At 58.9% G+C, this 16221-nt stretch carries 16 protein-coding genes; 8 read left to right on the top strand and 8 right to left on the bottom strand.

Features of this window, described 5'->3' with window-relative positions; translation table 11 throughout:
* The first annotated feature begins 33 nt into the window (after positions 1–33).
* Positions 34–714 (top strand): DUF998 domain-containing protein, encoded by a 681-nt coding sequence (locus PSQ90_RS15940; RefSeq protein ID WP_282211239.1) that lies wholly within the window; start codon positions 34–36, stop codon positions 712–714.
* On the opposite strand, the gene PSQ90_RS15935 is transcribed toward PSQ90_RS15940, so the two are convergent.
* From PSQ90_RS15935 to PSQ90_RS15905, 7 genes are all read right to left on the bottom strand, one after another.
* Entirely contained in the window at positions 692–1009 is a 318-nt protein-coding gene (locus tag PSQ90_RS15935) for a hypothetical protein (RefSeq protein ID WP_282211238.1), read from the bottom strand. The two genes, PSQ90_RS15940 and PSQ90_RS15935, sit on opposite strands and share 23 nt — an antisense overlap.
* 96 nt (positions 1010–1105) lie before the next feature.
* Positions 1106–1867 (bottom strand): pentapeptide repeat-containing protein, encoded by a 762-nt coding sequence (locus PSQ90_RS15930; RefSeq protein WP_282211237.1) that lies wholly within the window; start codon positions 1865–1867, stop codon positions 1106–1108.
* Positions 1861–3345 (bottom strand): Asp-tRNA(Asn)/Glu-tRNA(Gln) amidotransferase subunit GatA, encoded by a 1485-nt coding sequence (gene gatA / locus PSQ90_RS15925; protein ID WP_282211236.1) that lies wholly within the window; start codon positions 3343–3345, stop codon positions 1861–1863. Before gatA ends, PSQ90_RS15930 begins: the two co-directional genes overlap by 7 nt.
* Positions 3342–3809, bottom strand: a complete 468-nt coding sequence (locus PSQ90_RS15920) for a hypothetical protein (RefSeq protein ID WP_282211235.1) — start codon at positions 3807–3809, stop codon at positions 3342–3344. The genes gatA and PSQ90_RS15920 overlap by 4 nt, the downstream gene beginning before the upstream one ends.
* Complete coding sequence (locus tag PSQ90_RS15915; RefSeq protein WP_282211234.1) at positions 3806–4288, bottom strand: GNAT family N-acetyltransferase; 483 nt, start codon at positions 4286–4288, stop codon at positions 3806–3808. Before PSQ90_RS15915 ends, PSQ90_RS15920 begins: the two co-directional genes overlap by 4 nt.
* Before the next feature lie 3 nt (positions 4289–4291).
* The gene (gene gatC, locus PSQ90_RS15910; protein WP_282211233.1) at positions 4292–4579 is read right to left on the bottom strand and encodes an Asp-tRNA(Asn)/Glu-tRNA(Gln) amidotransferase subunit GatC; all 288 of its coding nucleotides are present in this window, start codon (positions 4577–4579) and stop codon (positions 4292–4294) included.
* 110 nt (positions 4580–4689) lie between these two features.
* A complete protein-coding gene (locus PSQ90_RS15905) occupies positions 4690–5220 on the bottom strand; it encodes a hypothetical protein (RefSeq protein ID WP_282211232.1) in 531 nt (176 codons plus the stop codon).
* Between the two features lie 70 nt (positions 5221–5290).
* Here PSQ90_RS15905 and ruvX point away from each other — a divergent pair, with 70 nt between their 5' ends.
* From ruvX to dprA, 5 genes are all read left to right on the top strand, one after another.
* On the top strand, positions 5291–5755 hold the full coding sequence (gene ruvX / locus PSQ90_RS15900) for a Holliday junction resolvase RuvX (protein WP_282211231.1): 465 nt from the start codon (positions 5291–5293) through the stop codon (positions 5753–5755).
* Positions 5756–5823: 68 nt separating this feature from the next.
* The gene (locus PSQ90_RS15895; protein WP_282211230.1) at positions 5824–6816 is read left to right on the top strand and encodes an aspartate carbamoyltransferase catalytic subunit; all 993 of its coding nucleotides are present in this window, start codon (positions 5824–5826) and stop codon (positions 6814–6816) included.
* Entirely contained in the window at positions 6813–8117 is a 1305-nt protein-coding gene (gene pyrC / locus PSQ90_RS15890; RefSeq protein ID WP_282211229.1) for a dihydroorotase, read from the top strand. The genes PSQ90_RS15895 and pyrC overlap by 4 nt, the downstream gene beginning before the upstream one ends.
* Before the next feature lie 2 nt (positions 8118–8119).
* A complete protein-coding gene (gene plsY / locus PSQ90_RS15885; RefSeq protein WP_282213099.1) occupies positions 8120–8713 on the top strand; it encodes a glycerol-3-phosphate 1-O-acyltransferase PlsY in 594 nt (197 codons plus the stop codon).
* Between the two features lie 22 nt (positions 8714–8735).
* Complete coding sequence (dprA, locus tag PSQ90_RS15880; protein WP_282213098.1) at positions 8736–9848, top strand: DNA-processing protein DprA; 1113 nt, start codon at positions 8736–8738, stop codon at positions 9846–9848.
* 17 nt (positions 9849–9865) lie between these two features.
* Here dprA and PSQ90_RS15875 read toward each other — a convergent pair whose 3' ends face one another.
* Entirely contained in the window at positions 9866–10897 is a 1032-nt protein-coding gene (locus tag PSQ90_RS15875) for an aldo/keto reductase (protein ID WP_282211228.1), read from the bottom strand.
* 281 nt (positions 10898–11178) lie between these two features.
* Here PSQ90_RS15875 and topA point away from each other — a divergent pair, with 281 nt between their 5' ends.
* Both topA and rnr read left to right on the top strand, forming a co-directional pair.
* Entirely contained in the window at positions 11179–13812 is a 2634-nt protein-coding gene (gene topA / locus PSQ90_RS15870; protein WP_282211227.1) for a type I DNA topoisomerase, read from the top strand.
* An 82-nt stretch (positions 13813–13894) separates the two neighbouring features.
* On the top strand, positions 13895–16177 hold the full coding sequence (rnr, locus tag PSQ90_RS15865; protein ID WP_282211226.1) for a ribonuclease R: 2283 nt from the start codon (positions 13895–13897) through the stop codon (positions 16175–16177).
* The last annotated feature ends 44 nt before the right edge of the window (positions 16178–16221 follow it).

Raw genomic sequence — 16221 nt, 5'->3', positions numbered from 1 at the left:
GTGGAAAGTGCTAACCAAAAGAGGATCGCGCCGATGCATATATCACTCCGTACCGGCGCGATCATCTGGCTCCTCACGGTCGAATTTTTCCTCGCCCAGTTTCTGGCGCAGGCATTTTGGTCCGACTATTCCATGATTCCCAATGACATCAGCCTTTTGGGCGCAACATTGTGCGGGGTTGAAAATCCGGCCCCCGATGGAATCGAATATGTTTGTTCCCCGCTCAACCTCGTCTTTAACGCCGGTTTGGCCATCAACGGCATTCTGGTTGTGCTGGGCACATGGGCGACGCGCAGCATCTGGCCGCGTCGGCGCATTGTTCTGGCTGGCTTGTGGTTGCTCGCGCTAGGCGGCGACGGCGCCTTCATCGCCGGCATCTTCCCCTTCAATGTCAGCATGACGCTGCATTCATTGGGCGCGACGTTTGCTCTTCTCGTCGGGGCGCTGGGCTTTATGGCGATTGGTCTGGCAACGCTACGCACAAACGCGGGCTACGCTATTTATTCGATCCTGACCGGCGTTGTGTGCGTCCTCGCATCCGTGCTCTACGGCAGCGAAATCTATCTCGGACTGGGTCGCGGCGTCATGGAACGCTTCGCCGCCTGGCCCAATACGCTTTGGTACATGACGACAGGGGCGATGATCCTTCTCGGCTACCTGAAACCCGTCACCGCCGGAAAACCAAACCCGCTTAGTGCTTGGTCATCTCGCTGAGCGCCACAGCGATATGTTCCCACTCAGCCGAAACGCTGGCTGTCGCGCGCTTCTTGCCCGAGCGGCGGTACCAATAATCTGCATTGCCCATGTCGGCCTCGATCCAGTGCATCAACGCATGCACCCAATCGAACGCCTGCACGCCTTCCATGGCCTGCACGATATTATGCGCCTGTTCCCACTCGGGTCCAACGCGCAAACTACCCTTCTTTAGCCACCACAGGGCTTGCAATGGTTTGGACAAGTCTTTTGGCGGTTCGGACCAATCCAGCGTTGTAAAAATATCTGTCGCCATTCAATGCACCTGAACTCTTGGCAATACCATCGCCTAAATATCTATTGCGCCGCACATAGCCTTCATGGCCGCGGCAATCAAGTTTGCGCCAAAAATTCAGCCGGGGAACACGCGAACCCCGAGCGGCCCGACCACGGCACCCAATTGAGAATCGTTGAGTTTTATCCCGGCAAAACCCTCAAGGCCGGTGATGTCAAAGCCCGTGAGGACCGCACCGCGCAAGTCCCCATTGTCCAATCGCGCCTGATCAAAAACCGCGCCAATCAAATCCGCTCTCTGCAGACTTGCACCCACCATGCTGCACCGTTTGAAATCCGCCTGACGCAGGCTGCTGCCATCGAAAACACAATCATCAAGACAAACGCGGGTGAAATTGACGTAATCTAGCGCGCAATCGACAAACCTGCCGGCAACCGAAACCGTCCGACCGCTCTTGCGGGAGAAACTGGCATCCTCAAAATCGGCGCCCGCCCCCTTGCATCCCTGCCAATGCACAGCATGCAGGTTGGCACCGGCAAATCGGCTCATCGACAGGTTGCAGTCGATAAAGCTTGCTCCACGCATTTGCGCGTCGGCAAAATCACAACCAAGCCGTCGCTCAGCATCGAAAAAACTACATTGGGAAAAGCGGGCATTGGTCAATTCCGCTCCACCGAACCGGCAGTCAACAAATGTGACCGCCTCAAAATCGGCTTCGTTCAATTCACCCTGCAACAGGTCGCCGGCCACAAGCGAGCAATTGCGCACCCGCACATCGCCCGATGGTAAATCGCGCCAGTCTATCGCCGAAAGATCATGCCCCTCGACAAAATCACCGGCGCGAACCGCCGCGTCAAATGCCGCCTGGGTAATTACCACCAGGCTTTGGGCGAAAAATCCATCGCTGCGCTGCGCTCGATAACCCGGCCTGCGGCAAACAATGTCTCTTCGTCAAACGGCTTGCCGATCAGTTGCAGCCCCAGCGGCAACCCTTTGCCATCCTTACCAGCGGGCACCGCAATGCCCGGCAACCCAGCCATATTGACCGTTACTGTGAAAACGTCATTGAGATACATTTTTACCGGGTCTGCAGCCATGGCTTCGTCGCCAATCCCAAATGCCGCAGAAGGCGTCGCCGGGGTCAGGATTGTATCCACGCCCGAATTGAACGCCTCCTCAAAATCACGCTTGATCAACGTGCGGACCTTCTGTGCCTGTAAATAATAGGCATCATAATAACCCGCCGACAGCACATAGGTGCCAATCATGATACGGCGCTTGACCTCACGGCCAAATCCGGCGGCCCGCGTCAATTCATACATGTCGGTGATGTCCTTGCCCGACACCCTGAGCCCGTATTTCACCCCGTCATAGCGCGCCAGATTGGACGAGGCCTCAGCCGGTGCGACGATATAATAGGCCGGCAATGCATATTTTGTGTGCGGCAGCGAAATGTCCTGGAACGTCGCACCCTCAGCCTTCAGCCACTCTATCCCCTGCTGCCAGAGTGTTTCTATCTCCTGTGGCATTCCATCCATGCGATATTCACGCGGTACGCCAATCGTCAGCCCCTTGACCCCGCGCTCGATCGCGGCCGCAAAATCGGGCACCGCAATATCAACGCTGGTCGAATCCTTGGGATCAAACCCCGACATGGATGTCATCAGCATCGCAGCGTCTTCAACCGTGCGCGTAATCGGCCCGGCCTGATCCAGCGAGGATGCAAACGCCACCGTCCCCCAGCGCGAACACCGCCCATAGGTCGGCTTCATTCCCACGGTGCCGGTAAATGCCGCTGGCTGGCGGATTGAACCGCCCGTATCCGTTGCCGTGGCCCCGGCGCAAAGCCACGCCGAAACCGCCGCCGCCGAACCACCTGAGGATCCCCCGGGCACCAGATTGGCGTTGGAGCCTTCCGCCCGGAACGGGCTCACCACCGGTCCATAATACGACGTCTCGTTGGACGAGCCCATCGCGAACTCATCCATGTTCAACTTGCCCAGCATCAGCGCGCCGTCGCGCCAAAGATTGGCCGTGACGCTCGATTCATATTCAGGTTTGAACCCATCCAGAATATGGCTCGCCGCCTGGGTGTGCACGCCCTTGGTCGCAAACAGATCCTTGACCCCTAGCGGAATGCCCTCAAGCGTGCCCGCCTCACCAACCGCCAGCTTGGCATCACTGGCCTTGGCCTTATCCAACGCCTGCTCGCCCGTCACCGCCACATAGGCGTTAAGCGCCGGATTGGCCGCACCAATCGCGTCCAGATAGCTGCTGGTCAGCTCGGTTGCGGAAAATTTCTTGTCCAACAGACCCTTCCGGGCGGCGGCAAGGCTTAGTTTGTTCAATTCGGTCAACGCGGTAACTCGCTTAGATTTTCGCAGCGGTGATATAATGTCACGCCCAGCGGCAGTGGATTTTCTTCGGCCTCCCCAGCGCCCTCCCCATCGCTCAACAGAGAAAACATGGAATCGGACATCGAGGTAACCTGAATGGTGTCGTCGTTATAGCGGCCAATCGAAAACATGTCGGGATAGTTCTCGCCCGGCGTTTCGCAAACAGCGGAAACCAGCGTGAAGGCATTGCCCGGCTTGGTTTTAACATCAAAGAAATTGCAGTGAAATTCCAGCGATTGAATGCCTTGTTCAAAACTGAGCGTGGTAAAATCCAGATCTTCAAACGCGCTAACGCCCTTGGTTTCCAACAATTGGCAAGCCGCCGGATCGCTGACATAAAGCCTGTCCTGCTCGACCGGATCAGTCTGCGCCAACGCAACGCCCGGCAACATTGCCAGCGCCAGTGCGCCCAATATGCGCTTCATGCCGAAACCTCCGGACTGAGCGCCATTTCATAAAACCGCGACCACTCGCTCGCCGGATAGTCCAAAAAAGCACCGCGCACAGTAAAGCCCGCTCGCTCATAGAGCCGAAACGCACCGGCAAAACCCGGCCCTTCGCCCGTTTCGAGCATCATTCTGGTCAATCCCTTGTGCCGCGCCAGCGCCACTATGGCCTCGAGTAAAGCCGAACCGGCCCGCTGCCCGCGCACTGTCGGATCGGTATACATCCGTTTGACTTCACCCAACCCATCGGCATGCACCTTGAGCGCACCAATACCAACCGCCGAGCCGTCTTCACGCCGCGCAACAAACACCGATGTATCCTCACCGGCCATCTGCTCGACGGTCATCTTGAACTGAAACTCGGGCGGCGACAACGGCACCAAATGCGCATTGAGTGCCGCAACCAGCCGACGTACATCGTCCTGCAATGGTGTTTCTATGGCGACGGAAACGGCCATGGATTACTCCACGACCTTCGGCACCATGAAGAAATTGTCTTCGCTCAACGGCGAATTGGCCACAATCTTTTCGGGATAACCGCCATCGCTGACCACATCATCGCGCCGACGCAAACTCATCGGCATCACCGATGTCATCGGCTCGACGCCGCTCACATCAACTTCGGACAATTGCTCGACGAACCCAAGGATCACATTGAGCTCGTCCTGATAGGTACCAACTTCGCTGTCTTCAATTCTTATACGGGCAAGACTTCCGATACGCTTGACCGTTGCGGCATCGACCGACATGTTCATCCTCCAGAGAGTGGGAGAGTTGCGGCAAAATTCCGCTTTGCAGCGCTTTTAACAATGCTCCACCCCAAGTTGCAATGCCCCTTTGCCACGGCGCATCACCGGCGTTAGACCTCGACACCCATCCCCGCTTCAAGTGCCAACAATCCGGCGCCGTCCAAATGCGCGCTCAATGCGGGCACAGCCATGTCCACAGCCACCTCGGCTCCCGCCAGCGCCAACAGCCGGGGTCCATTCTCGCTCAACACCGCCCGACCGAACGTGATCAACTCTGCCCCATCGCCAAAAATCACCACCACCGCATCGCGTCCCCAGCGTCCGAATCCCGGTGCCTCCCCACGCGCCAACACCAATGGCGCCTCCCCCGTCGCGTCGACCAGCAACACGCCCGCCGACAATCGCCAGATTTGCACCGGCGCGACAACGCCATCATCATCTAGAACCTTTGGCGCCAGCCGCCGCACCCAATCTGCAGCGCTGGCCACAGGCAATTCGCCTCCAAATTCCAAAGTCTGGTCGGCGCCCGAAACCAACTCCGTTTGATCAATCCCGCCGGGTGCACCATTGGCATCCAGCACCAATATCTGCCCGCCAATATGAATACGCGTCGTCGTGCCGCCAAACCACGTCAGTTTCATTGCTTTGCCCCGTCGCCAAATCGGCCGCAAAACTATAGGAGAGACACAAGAACTCAAGGCGAACCGCACCATGTCCGACGAACCGTTCGAAAATCCGCTCAGCGCCCTGCCCGCCACCGGTAAGCTGCTGGGCCTTGATTTGGGTACAAAAACCATTGGCGTCGCCGTATCCGACGGCATGCGCTATTCGGCCACCCCACTCGAAACCATAAAGCGCACCAAATTCACCGCCGACGCCATTCGTCTTGATGAACTGATCGCTCAGAACATGGCGGTTGGCATCGTCCTGGGCTTGCCGCTCAATATGGATGGCAGCGAGGGCCCGCGCGTCCAGTCGACCCGCGCCTTTGCACGCAGCCTCGGCCAGCGCATCGATTTACCCATCGTTTTCTGGGACGAACGCCTGTCAACCAGCGCCGTCACCCGCATGATGATCGAAGCCGACATGCGCCGCAACAAACGCGCCGAAGTCGTCGACAAGCTCGCCGCCAGCTACATTCTTCAGGGCGCACTGGATCGTCTGCGCCGGGGATAATTTATCGCGCTGGTTGAAAATACCCTTGCCCTCGGTTAGACCGCAACAAATCAGAGGGATAGAGGCGCATGGCTCAATCACGCTCAAGCAAAGCTTCCAGCGTCAAAACCAGTTCTACTGGTGATTATCCTCCATTCAGTCAGCGCCATCTGCTTTCCATCGCCGATCTCCAGCCATACGAGATCATAGACCTGCTTGATCGTGCCGAAAAAATGGTGCCGATCTCTCGCCAGGAGCGCAAATCCCACCCGACATTGGCGGGCAAAACGCAGATCAACCTGTTCTTTGAATCCTCCACCCGCACGCAAGGCTCATTCGAAATCGCCGGCAAACGTCTTGGCGCGCTCGTTATGAACATGGCGGTCAAATCCTCTTCAGTGACCAAGGGCGAAACACTGATCGATACCGCCGCAACCCTTAATGCCATGCGCCCCGATGTCATCGTGGTGCGCCACTCAGCGGCAGGCGCCGTCGAACTGCTCAGTCAAAAAGTGGGCTGCGCGGTCATCAATGCCGGGGATGGCGCCCATGAACACCCGACGCAGGCGCTGCTGGATGCCCTGACAATTCGCCGCCAAAAGGGCCGCATATCGGGTCTTACCGTCGCCATCTGCGGCGATATCGCCAATTCTCGCGTTGTGCGATCCAACCTGTTGTTGCTCGGTGCCCTAAATGTGCGCACCCGCGTCATCGCCCCCCGCAACCTTTTGCCTGCCGGCATTGAAAATATCGCCACCGAGGTTTTCACCGACATGCGAGAAGGCCTTGAAGGCGCCGATGTCGTCATGATGCTGCGCCTGCAGCACGAACGCGCCACCGGCAAAATGATTCCCTCAGTGCGTGAATATTACCGCTTCTATGGGCTCGATGCCGAAAAGCTGGCCTTCGCCAAACCCGACGCCATCGTTATGCACCCCGGCCCCATGAACCGGGGCGTCGAGATTGACCCAGCGATTGCCGATGGCCCGGCCGCCGTGATTATCGAGCAGGTGGAGATGGGCGTCGCCGTGCGCATGGCCGTGCTGGATGCCTTGCTCCCGGCAGGAGACAACACCCCATGACCCAACCCCTGCTCATTGAAAACGCCCGCATCATTGATCCCGCCAGTGGCATGGATCATCGTGGCGCTGTTCTCATCGAAAACGGCCTCATCGCCGACCTCTCGACCGGCGGCCCGGTTGGCGTGCCGGAGGGCGCCGAAGTCGTCAACGCCAAAGGCCTCGTGCTCGCGCCCGGCCTGATTGACATGCGTGTCTTTACTGGCGAACCGGGCAAGGAATATCGCGAAACCCTGGCCTCAGCCGGTCAGGCCGCCGCCGCTGGCGGTGTCACCAGCTTTGTTATGATGCCCGATACCGCCCCGCCGGTTGACGACGGGGCGCTGGTCGATTTTCTGGTGCGCCGCGCCAAGGCAACTTCGGTCGTCAATATTCTGCCCGCCGCCGCCATCACAAAGGGCCTCAAGGGCGAGGACATGACCGAGTTTGGTCTCCTCAGGGAAGCCGGCGCTGTTTGTCTGTCGGACGGGCGAAAATCGATCCAGTCCACTGCATTGCTGCGCACTGCCTTCAGCTACGCCGCCAACTATGACATGACCATTGTCCATCACCTTTGCGACACCGATCTTGCTGCAAATGGCGTCATGAACGAGGGGTTGTTTGCGACCATTCTGGGCCTCATGGGCATCCCCAGGGAAGCCGAAACCATTCCCCTGGCCCGCGACCTGCAATTGGCGCTTCTGACCGGTGTGCGCTATCACGCCGCCCAGATTTCAACCGCCTATTCGGTCGAGCTGGTGGCCGCTGCGAAAAAACGCTCCAAACGCATCACCTGCGGTGTTTCGATCAATAATCTCGCCCTCAATGAAAACGACATTGGCCGCTACCGCACCTTTTTCAAACTCTCAACGCCCCTACGCTGCGAGGACGAGCGCCAGGCTGTCATTGATGGGCTGCGCAATGGCACCATTGACACCATTCATTCGGACCACGACCCACAGGACGTTGAAGTCAAGCGCCAGCCATTCGCGGAGGCTTCTGATGGTGCCATCGGCCTTGAAACCCTGCTGGCAGCCGCCCTGCGCCTCGTCCACTCCGACGATGTGGACATCAAGACCGTGCTCAAGGCGATGACCACCCGCCCCGCTGAAATCCTTGGGCTAGACAGCGGTCGCATTGCCAAAGGCGCGCCAGCTGACGTAATTTTGTTCGATCTCGACTACCCTTGGCAGGTAACCGAAACGCAAATTCGTTCGCGTTCACACAATACCAGCTTTGAAGGCGCCAGACTTGCTGGCAAAGTCATGCGTACCATTGTGGGCGGTCAAACCGTCTTCACTCATGAGATGGAGACAGCGCCGTGATCATGAATTTACTCATCGCCGCCGTAATCGGATACTTAAGCGGCAGCGTTCCCTACGGCCTGCTTTTGACCAAAGCTGCCGGGCTCGGCGATATCCGCTCAATCGGCTCCGGCAACATCGGGGCCACAAACGTGTTGCGCACTGGCAATCGCTGGGTGGCACTTCTTACACTGTTGTTCGATGCCGCCAAAGCCGCTTTGCCGGTTCTGTTTGCGCAATATTATTGGGGCGATCAAGCTGGCATGGTTGCGGGCATCGCGGCATTTCTCGGCCATTGCTTTCCTGTCTGGCTCAATTTCAAGGGCGGCAAGGGCGTTTCCTGTTTTATTGGCATTCTCCTGGCACTCTCCTGGCCCGTTGCCCTCATCTTCTGCGCCGTCTGGCTCGTGATCGCCTTTGCGCAAAAGATGTCCTCGCTCGCGGCCCTGACCGCCGCGGCCACCGCGCCCATCTTTGCCTATGTTGTCGACGGCGAATGGCTGGCCGCCACCGCTGGAGTTCTGGCCGTCATCCTTTTTATCCAGCATCGCACCAATCTTGTGCGGTTGTTGCGCGGCACCGAACCCAAGATCGGTTCTGACAAAAAGGCACAGTGAATTGGCTAATGCGCCAAACGGCATGGTACTGACGCCCGCTCAAAAAATCGCGTGGCTGCGCCTTATCCGTACCGAAAATGTCGGCCCGGTCACCTTTCGACAATTGCTCAATCGCTTTGGCTCAGCCGAGGCCGCGCTCGAAGCCCTGCCCAACCTCGTCAAGAATGTCGGCAAGACACCCCGCATAACATCCCGCACCGCCGCCGAAGATGAAATCGCCGGTCTCGCAAAATACGGCGCACGTCTGGTTACCACGGCCGATCCCGACTATCCCCCGCTGCTCCGCCACATCGCAGGCGCGCCACCACTTCTGGCCATGATCGGCGGCGAAAACCTTGACTGGCAGCGAACCGTCGGCATCGTCGGCGCACGCAACGCCTCAGCCGCCGGCCTGAAAATGACCCGGTTGCTGGCCCAGGATCTGGGCGAACGCGGTTACACAATTGTATCGGGTCTGGCCCGGGGCATCGACACAGGCGCACACAAGGCCTCGCTTCAAACCGGGACCGTTGCCGCACTCGCCGGGGGCCTCGACAAGATCTATCCCGACGAAAATATCCCGCTCGCCCACGATATTATCGACAATGGCGGCGCTCTCCTGACCGAAATGCCCCTAGGCTGGGAGCCGCGCGCCCGCGATTTCCCCCGTCGCAACCGCCTCGTTTCTGGCATTTCTTTGGGCATTGTGGTTGTCGAAGCGGCCAAGCGATCCGGCTCGCTGATCACGGCCCGTTTGGCCCTTGAGCAAAACCGCGACGTCTTTGCTGTCCCCGGCTCCCCGCTCGATCCACGCGCCGAAGGGGGCAACGCCTTGATCCAGCAGGGCGCGCGGCTGATCACCGGTGCCAATGACATTGTTGAAACGCTCAGCGTAGCCGATCCAGCCAGCGCCGGACTGTTTGACCGCGAGTGGGAGCCAGACAACGGCATTGGCGAGCCTCTGGATCAATCTCTGCCCTCGCCCGATGATCTGACCCGCCTTCGCTCCGCCCTCAGCACCACGCCGGTTGAGGTTGACGAACTGGTGCAGCAGTCAAATCTGGCCGCAGGCACAGTCCAGATGCTGTTACTCGAACTTGACCTGTCCGGCCAGCTTGAATGGTCCAGCGGCCAATTGGTAGCGCTGCGCCCGTAGCCGCAGCGCCAGTTTCTTTACCGGCCGCCCTCATACTTGCGATGGCGCTGTGCGATCCCGGCGTTGCCATAGGGATATTCGCGCATTTGCGGCGTACTGACCTCAGTGAGCCGCGATATATCCGCCGCACTCAAGGTCAGCTTGTCAGCCGCCAGATTGTCCGCCAGTTGCTCTTGCGTCCGCGCACCCAAAATAACCGAGGTCACGGCCGGTTGCACCGCCACCCATTTGAGCGCCACCTGGGCCGCACTCACGCCATGCGCCTTGGCAATCTCGGCAACTGTATCAATCACCTGCCATGTGCGTTCTTCGGCATTGCGCTGCTCATAGGCTTCCATCCCCCGCTTGGGGTTTTCGCCCAATCGAGTCGCCCCGGTCGGCGCCTGATCACGCTTGTATTTGCCCGACAACCACCCGCCACCCAGCGGCGACCACGGCAACAGCCCGATTTGAGCATCCAGCGCTGCGGGCACAATCTCGTGCTCGATATCGCGCACCAGCAGATTATACTGCGGCTGCAAGGTCACCGGCGCGGCAAACCCCTGTGCCTTGGCCAAATGAACAGCCTTGGTCAGCTGCCATCCGAGATAGTTGGAAAACCCATAATAGGCGATCTTGCCATTGCGCACCGCATCATCAAGAAACCGCAGCGTCTCTTCGAGTGGCGTCAACGCATCGAATGCATGCATCTGATAGAGGTCGATCCGTTCAACCCCCAGCCGCTTGAGCGATGCATCCAGCGCCACGCCCAGATGGCGTCGTGACAGCCCCAGATCGTTTGGCCCATCGCCCATCGGGAAACGCCCTTTGGTCGCCACAACCATCTGCTCGGCCACCGATTTGCGATCCTTGAGCCAGCGCCCGACAATCGTCTCTGACGCGCCCTTGCTGTAGACATCGGCGGTATCGATGAAATTGCCGCCCGCGGCCGCATAGTCGTCAAGCTGGGCAAATGAGGTGGCTTCATCCGCCTCCGCCCCAAAAGTCATCGTCCCGATTGCATAGGCGGAAACCACCGCCCCGCTATTGCCGAGTTTGCGATATTCCATGACATATCCTCCAAAAATATTCGCCCGCAGTCGCCACAGCAGCAAAGGCAAAAGCGCAACAACGGCGCTAACCGAAAGCTGGGGGAATGGCATGAACACTGGGAGCGGCGCAGATATCGCGCTACCACAGTTCAGCACAATTCTTGCCAGTTTGACAAGTCACCTCCCCGAAGGGGAGCGGCCCGACGTCGCACGGGCTCTGCTTCTGTCCCCGTTGACACTGCCCCGGTCCTTCACCATGTTGCGGCCAAATGTGAACTGCGTTGCGGATTGGGATCGGTATGAAGGTCGTCATCGTTGAAAGTCCGGCTAAGGCCAAGACAATCAACAAATATTTGGGCTCGGACTATGAAGTTCTAGCCTCGTTCGGCCATGTCCGCGACCTGCCGGCCAAGGATGGTTCCGTCCGTCCCGACGAAGATTTCGCCATGTCGTGGGAAGTCGACACCGCCTCCCGCAAGCGATTGACCGACATTTCCAGGGCCCTCAAAGACGCCGACGAACTGATCCTGGCGACTGACCCTGACCGCGAAGGTGAAGCCATTTCCTGGCACGTTCTTGATGTGCTCAATCAGAAAAAAGCCATCAAAAAGGGCGTCCCGGTCCGCCGCGTTCTGTTCAACGCCATCACCAGGGACGCCATCACCGAGGCAATGAAGCATCCGCGCGACATCGACCAGCCGCTCGTCGATGCTTACCTCGCTCGCCGCGCCCTCGATTATCTGGTTGGCTTTACGCTTTCCCCCATTCTCTGGCGCAAATTACCCGGCTCGCGCTCGGCTGGCCGCGTGCAATCTGTTGCCCTGCGTCTCGTCTGCGACCGCGAAGCCGAGATCGAAAAATTCAAGCCGGAAGAATATTGGTCGATCGCCGCAAAACTCAGCCAGTCTGGCAAGAACTTTGAAGCTCGCCTTTATTCGGCAGACGGCAAGAAAACCGACAAGCTCGCCGTCAAGAATGCTGCAGACGCCGAAGCGCTCAAGGCCGCCATCGCCAGCGGCAATTTCGTCGTCTCCAACGTCGAGAAAAAGCCCACAAAGCGCAATCCGTACGCCCCCTTCACCACCTCGAGCCTCCAGCAAGATGCCTCCTCGCGGCTGGGCCTATCGCCCTCGCGCACAATGCAGATCGCCCAGCGGCTCTATGAAGACGGCTTGATCACTTATATGCGTACTGACGCCGTGCAAATGGCGCCTGAAGGCATTGCCATGGCCCGCAGCGCCATCGCCAAGGAATTTGGCAATGACTATTTGCCTGAAAAAGCCCGCATCTATCAGACCAAGGCAAAGAACGCCCAGGAAGCGCACGAGGCCATCCGACCCACTGATATGTTCAAAAATCCAGACTCATTGCGTCTGGATGCCGACCAGAAAAAGCTCTACGGCCTGATCTGGCGTCGCACCCTGGCCAGCCAGATGAAATCAGCTGAAATCGCCCGCACCACCGCTGACATCGACGTCAACGCGCCCAGCCGCGCTATCGAACTGCGCGCCATCGGGTCGGTCGTTACATTCCCAGGCTTTTTGGCCCTTTATGGCGTCGAAGCCAAGGAAGACAATGACGATAGCGACGATGAAGACAGCCGCGAGCTGCCAGCCCTTGCCGTTGGCGATCAGCCGAATCTGAAGTCGGTCGAAATCGACCAGCATTTCACCCAGCCCCCGGCCCGGTTTTCCGAAGCCAGCCTGATCAAGAAGATGGAAGAACTCGGCATCGGTCGCCCCTCGACCTATGCCGCAACGCTGACGACACTCAAGGACCGCGACTATGTGCGCCTTGAGGGCAAGGCCCTGCACCCCGAAGATCGGGGCCGCATCGTAACCGCCTTCCTTTCGAGCTTTTTCGCCCTTTATGTCGAATATGGGTTCACGGCTGGTCTTGAAGAACAGTTGGACAAAATCTCGGCGGGTGATCTCGACTACAAAACCGTCCTCCGCGATTTCTGGAAAGAATTTTCCCGTCATACCACCGAGATCAAGGACCTGCGCGTTACCGAGGTACTCGACGCGCTCAATGATTTGCTCGAAGACCGCATTTTCCCGGTCAAGGAAGATGGCTCGGATCGTCGTCTCTGCCCCACCTGCGGCGAAGGTCAGCTATCGCTCAAGCTCGGAAAATACGGCGCCTTCATCGGTTGCTCCAACTACCCCGAGTGCAAGCACACCATGCAGCTTTCCGATGCGGCTTCGGGCCAATCGCCAGAAGCCGCTGTCGGCGACGGTATCTTGGGCGCTGACCCGGAAAGCGGCGAAGAGGTCCTCCTCAAGACCGGCCGCTTTGGCCCTTATGTTCAACTGGGTAACGACAAGGCGCCCAAGCGCTCCTCGATTCCCAAAGGCTGGGATGCCGCCAGCCTGACGCTCGACAAAGCGCTTCAACTGCTTCGCCTTCCACGCGAAGTTGGCATGCACCCCGAAAGCGGCTTGCCCATCAGTGCCGGGCTGGGCCGTTATGGCCCCTTCATCCTGCACGATGGCAAATATGCCAACCTGCCTGATGTCGAAGAAGTCTTTTCCGTCGGGCTCAATCGCGCCGTCGACCTGCTGGCTCAAAAGGCTGCCAACGGTTTCAAGCGCGGCGGCGGCGCGGTCGCTGCCATTCAGACTTTTGCCGATGCGCCCGGCGGCCCGATTGCCGTGCGCGAAGGCCGCTATGGCCCCTATGTCAATCAAGGCAAGATCAACGCCACCATTCCCAAGGACATTGCCCCCGCCGATGTGACCCAGGAACAGGCCGTCGAGTGGATCGCCGCCCGCGCCGCTGCAACGGGCGGCAAATCGCGAAAGGCCCCGGCCAAAAAAGCTACAGCCAAAAAACCGGTGGCTAAAAAGACTGCGGCCAAATCGACGACAATCAAAAAACCGGCAGCGCGAAAAGCACCCGCCAAAAAGCCAGCCGCCGCTGCCAGCGAATAGCACGGCAGCATTGCGTCGTGACCAATTGGCGAATCTGGAACGGATGCCCTATCTTTGGGCTCCGTTCAATTGAAAGCCAACCATGCCCAAGCCACCCACCAAATCGAAATCGTCCAGCGGCCCCAAGCGCGCCCGACTGATTGCAGCGGGTGACTTGCCGACACGTGAGCAGGTTCTCGAAGCCATGGCCCGCGATCCCGATATCAAGGGCAAGCGCGATCTGGCAAAAGTCTTCGGCATTCGCGGCGACATGCGCACCGCATTCAAAGCCATGCTGAAGGATCTTGAAGGCGAAGGTATCATCACCCGCACCCGCAAGACTTTGCGCCGCACCGCCGCCCTGCCCCCAGTGACCGTCCTTGATATTCCAGGTGACGCCGACCCCGACGATCTGCATGCCTTTCCCGCGCAATGGAACGATGAAGGAGGCGAAAAGCCCCGCGTCAGTATTTTGCAATTAAAGGGCGCAAGGGTCGTACCCGGCCCCGGTGACCGCATCTTGGCGCGCATCGACGCGGGCGAAGGCGCTGTTCCGGTCTATACCGCCAAACCTATGAAAATTCTCGACAAACCGCGTCGGGGAACCATTGGTATTGTGCGTATGGACGACGACGGCGCGCGGCTTATTCCCGTTGATCGAAAATCCAGGGAAATGCGCATCCAGCTCGGCGATCTGGCCGATGCCAAGGATGGCGATCTGGTCGAAGTTGAGGTCAAGCTGGCCGGGCGCTTGATGATCCCGCGCGCCAGGGTAACCGCTGTTATCGGCAATCCGATGTCCGAAGGCGCCGTCAGCCTCATCGCCATTCACAATCTGGAAATCCCTTATCACTTTCCAGCGACTGTCTTGCGCGAAGCCGAGGCCGCAACAGAAGCAACGCTCAAGGGCCGCCAAGACTGGCGCGACATCCCTTTCGTTACCATCGATCCAGCCGACGCCAAGGATCACGACGACGCGGTTTTTGCCGAACCCGACACCGACCCTGCCAACCCCGGCGGCTTTATTGTCCTCGTCGCCATTGCCGATGTTGCCGCCTATGTGCTGCCGGGTAGCCTTTTGGACCGCGAAGCCTATTTGCGCGGCAACTCGGTTTACTTCCCGGATCGGGTTGTCCCCATGCTGCCCGAACGCATTTCCAATGACTTGTGCTCGCTAAAACAGGGTGTGCCGCGTCCGGCCCTTGCTGTCCGCCTTGTTCTCGGCGCCGATGGTCGCAAGAAAACCCATAGCTTCCACCGCGTCCTAATCCGTTCCGCCGCCAAATTGAGTTATCAGCAGGCGCAGGCCGCCATCGACGGCCAGCCAGACGATCAGACCGGCCCTTTGCTTAGCCCCATCCTCAAGCCCCTATGGGCCGCCTACGCTGCCATGGCCAAGGCGCGCGACCAGCGCGGCCCACTCGATCTGGACCTGCCCGAACGCAAGATTATTCTCGATGAAAATGGCCTGGTTGCCCGCGTCCATGTCCCCGACCGGCTCGATGCCCACCGGTTGATCGAAGAAATGATGATCGCGGCTAACGTTGCCGCCGCCGAAACGCTTGAAAAGAAGCAGACTCCCTTGTTCTTCCGTGTCCATGATGCCCCCAGCAGCGAAAAGCTTATGGCCCTGCGTGAATTTCTTGGCACACTCGACATAGCTGTCAAAAAGTCCGACGCCGTGCGGCCCAGTGATTTCAACGGCATCCTGCATCAGGCCCGTAAGGCCGGTAACGTCCAGCAAGTGTCCGAAATGGTCCTGCGCAGTCAGGCCCAAGCCGAATATTCCCCCGAAAACTATGGCCATTTCGGCCTGAACCTTGATCACTACGCTCACTTTACCTCCCCGATCCGTCGCTATGCCGATCTCATTGTGCATCGCGGTCTGATCACAGCGCTCGACTTTGGCGATGATGGCCTGAGTGACGCCGAGACGACAAAACTGGCGGGAATCGCCCAACATATTTCGGCCACCGAGCGCCGCGCCATGATCGCTGAACGCGAAACCAATGATCGGCTGCTGGCGCAGTTTTTGGCCAGCCAGATCGGGGCACGCTTCGAGGGGCGGATTTCCGGCGTCACCCGCTCCGGTCTGTTCGTCCGCTTGCGAGAAACAGGCGCCGACGGCTTTATTCCGGCCTCCAGTCTCGGACAGGACTATTACAGATATGTCGAGGAACAGCAGGCCATGATCGGCGATCGTTCCGGGGAAAAATTTGCGCTGGGCGATGACGTAACCGTTCGCTTGCTCGAAGCCGCGCCGCTTGCAGGTGCCCTGCGGTTCGAGCTATTGTCAGAGGGAAGCCGCGTCAATCCGTCGTCTTCCCGTCGCAGCTCAAAACGACCATCTAAGTCGTACGGTCCCCGGGGCCGCAAGAAGAGGTAGTATGATGGGTGTGAAGGTCAAAACGCCAGATGATCGCAACATTG

The sequence above is a fragment of the Devosia rhodophyticola genome, from assembly GCF_028816475.1.
Lineage (GTDB): Bacteria > Pseudomonadota > Alphaproteobacteria > Rhizobiales > Devosiaceae > Devosia > Devosia rhodophyticola.
Note: the sequence above shows the minus strand (reverse complement) of the source record. Positions and strands in the feature narration are given on the sequence as shown.